The sequence below is a fragment of the Streptomyces glaucescens genome (genome assembly GCF_002154375.1).
GTDB lineage: Bacteria > Actinomycetota > Actinomycetes > Streptomycetales > Streptomycetaceae > Streptomyces > Streptomyces glaucescens.
On sequence record NZ_MUND01000176.1, the window covers coordinates 1 to 2,822 of the forward strand.

3 protein-coding genes are annotated in these 2,822 nt (G+C 73.2%); all 3 read left to right on the forward strand.

What is annotated here, in order from left to right; genetic code table 11:
- On the forward strand, positions 1-1,276 hold a 1,276-nt coding region (malQ, locus tag CCN42_RS13215), incomplete at its 5' end, for a 4-alpha-glucanotransferase (RefSeq protein WP_107427588.1).
- Positions 1,248-2,414, forward strand: coding sequence for a sedoheptulose 7-phosphate cyclase (locus tag CCN42_RS13220; RefSeq protein WP_086735608.1), 1,167 nt, complete (start codon positions 1,248-1,250; stop codon positions 2,412-2,414). The genes malQ and CCN42_RS13220, both read left to right, overlap by 29 nt.
- Positions 2,411-2,785, forward strand: a complete 375-nt coding sequence (locus tag CCN42_RS13225) for a cupin domain-containing protein (protein WP_245877262.1) — start codon at positions 2,411-2,413, stop codon at positions 2,783-2,785. The genes CCN42_RS13220 and CCN42_RS13225 overlap by 4 nt, the downstream gene beginning before the upstream one ends.
- The last annotated feature ends 37 nt before the right edge of the window (positions 2,786-2,822 follow it).

Consider the following 2,822-nt stretch of genomic DNA (forward strand, 5'->3'; position numbering starts at 1 on the left):
GCCCGCGCCGGGCCGCCGTGCGGCTCTGGAGGCATTCACCGCCCGCGAGGGCGAGGACCTGACGGACTTCGCCACCTGGTGCGCGCTGGCCGAGGTGCACGGCGGCGCCTGGCGGTCCTGGCCGGAGGGGCTGCGTGACCCGCGGTCGCCGCGGGTGGCCGAGGCCCGCGGGGAACTGGCCGACGCGGTCGCGTTCCACCGCTGGCTGGCGTGGATCACCGACGAGCAGCTCGCCGGCGCCCAGCGCGCGGCGAAGGACGCCGGCATGGACATCGGACTGGTGCACGACCTCGCGGTGGGCGTCGCCCCCGAGGGCGCCGACGCCTGGACGCTCCAGCACTGCCTGGCCGGCCGGATGAGTGTCGGGGCTCCCCCGGACGACTTCAATCCGCTCGGGCAGGACTGGGGCCAGCCGCCCTGGCGGCCCGACGCGCTGGCCGCCGAGGGGTACCGCCCGCTGGCCGCGCTGTTGCGGGCCGGCATGCGGCACGCGGGGGCGCTGCGGGTCGACCACGTCATGGGCCTGTTCCGGCTGTGGTGGGTGCCCGAGGGCCGGCCGCCGTCCGAGGGCACCTACGTCCGCTACGACGCCGAGGCCATGCTCGGTGTGCTGCTCCTGGAGGCGCACCGGGCCGGGGCGGTGGTGATCGGTGAGGACCTCGGCACGGTGGAGCACGGTGTCCGCGAGGAACTGGCCGCACGAGGGGTGCTCGGCACCTCGGTGCAGCGCTTCGAGTACCTGGGCGGGTCGGAGGGACGGCACGGTCCGCTGCCGCCGCGGCAGTGGCGCACGAACTGCCTGGCCACGCTGACCACGCACGACCTGCCGACGACCGCGGCCTGGCTGAGCGGCGAACACGTCGACCTGCGGGCCCGGCTGGGCCTGCTGACCCGCCCGGAGCCGGAGGAGAAGGCGCAGGCGGCGGCCGAACGGGACGGCTGGCTGGCCGAGCTGCGCCGGCTGGACCTGCTGCCCGACCCCGACGGCGAGGTCGTCGCCCTGCACCGCTTCCTGACCCGCACACCGTCGGCCCTGCTCGGGGTCTGGCTGCCGGACGCCACCGGGGACCGCAGGCCCCAGAACCTGCCCGGCACCGCGGAGGTGCACCCCAACTGGAGGCTGCCGGTGGCGGACCGGCACGGCCGGCCGGTCCCGCTGGAGGACCTGCCCGGCCATCCCCACGTACAGGCCGTCACCCGCGTGTTCAGCGACGGCGAACCGCACGGAACGAGGACCGAGGAGAGAGATGTCAGGCCAGGCCCTTGCTCAGCTTGAGGGAGTCCGTGAGGACGCCGGAGGCTTCGACCTGCTGGCGCCGGACGGAACGCACTACCGCGTGGACGTCACCGACGGAGTGTTCGACCCCCGCAACCCGCTCCTCGCCGGCTATGTCGCGGGTCGCCGGGTGGTGGCCTTCGTCGGCCCCACGGTGGACCGCATCTACGGCGACCGGCTGCGCGCCTATCTCGACGCGCTGCTCGAACCGGGCAGCTGGAGCGTGCACACCATCGACAGCGGTGAACGGAACAAGACGCTCGCGTCGGCGGAACGGGTGTGCGCGATCGCCAAGGCGAGCGGCCTGGACCGCCACGGGGTGATGCTCGCCGTGGGCGGCGGGATCGTCGCGGACGTCGTGGGCTTCGCGGCCTCGATGTACGCGCGCGGCATCCGCTACATCAAGGTCAACACCACCCTGGTGGGGCAGGTGGACGTGGGCGTGGGGGTCAAGACCGGGGTCAACGCCCTCAACACGAAGAACATGTTCGGCGCCTACCACCCCGCACACGCCTCGCTCAACGATCCCGCCCTGCTGGCCACCCTGCCGGCCCGGGAGATCCGCTGCGGCCTGGCGGAGATCGTGAAGATGGCCGTGATCCTGGACGCCGGTCTCTTCGAGTCGCTGGAGGAGCACCCGGACGCCTTCCTGCGCTCCTCCGACGGCGCGCTGGAGACGTACGTGGTCCGCACCTCCATGCGGCTGATGATGGAGGAGCTGTGCCCCAACCTCCGCGAGCACGACCTCGCCCGGCTCGTCGACTTCGGACACACCTTCAGCCCGGTGATCGAGACGGCCGGCGGCCATCGCCTGGAACACGGCGAGGCCGTCGCCGTGGACATGGCCCTGTCGGCGCACCTGGCCCGGCTGCTGGGACTCGTCGACGCGGAGAGCTGTGAGCGCGTGGTGACGCTGCTGCGCCGCATCGGCCTTCCCGTGTTCGACCCCGCCACCTGCACGCCGGAACTGATGACGCAGGCCCTGCACGCGTCCTGGCAGCGACGAGGACGCAAGCTGCATCTCGTGGTGCCGACCGGCATCGGCAAGGCGGACTTCGTGGAGCGGCTGGAGGACGTGCCCGCCGACGTGCTGCGGGCCGCTCTGGACGCGCTGGCGAAGGAGGGGCGCGCATCGTGACCGCCCATGACGTGGTGAGCCTCGGCACGCTCCTGCGGGGCAAGGAGCACGACCACGGCGGACTGGGCACGATCCTCGCCCACCGCCTGTTCTCACGCGCCGAGGGGAGTGCCGGAGCGGAGTTCATCGACATCGCGGTGCTGCCGCCCGGCACTTCCATCGGCCGCCATCGGCACGGCCGCGACCGTGAGACGTACGTCGTGCTCAGCGGCAGCGGCCTGATGTACCGGGACGGGACCGAGTTCCGCGTCGATACCGGGGACGTCGTCGTCAACCGTCCGTACGGCGAGCACGGCCTCGTCAACGACTCGGCCGCCGACCTGTGGCTTCTGGTCTTCGAGGAGGAGCTCCGTGGCCGTCCCGCAGTCTGACCGTCTCGCCGCCGTCACCGGGGCGGGCGGCCCGGCG

What these genes read in the sequence shown, in the direction of transcription:
- CCN42_RS13220 (WP_086735608.1), top strand. Translation starts at nt 1,248, where the DNA reads ATGTCAGGCCAGGCCCTTGCTCAGCTTGAGGGAGTCCGTGAGGACGCC.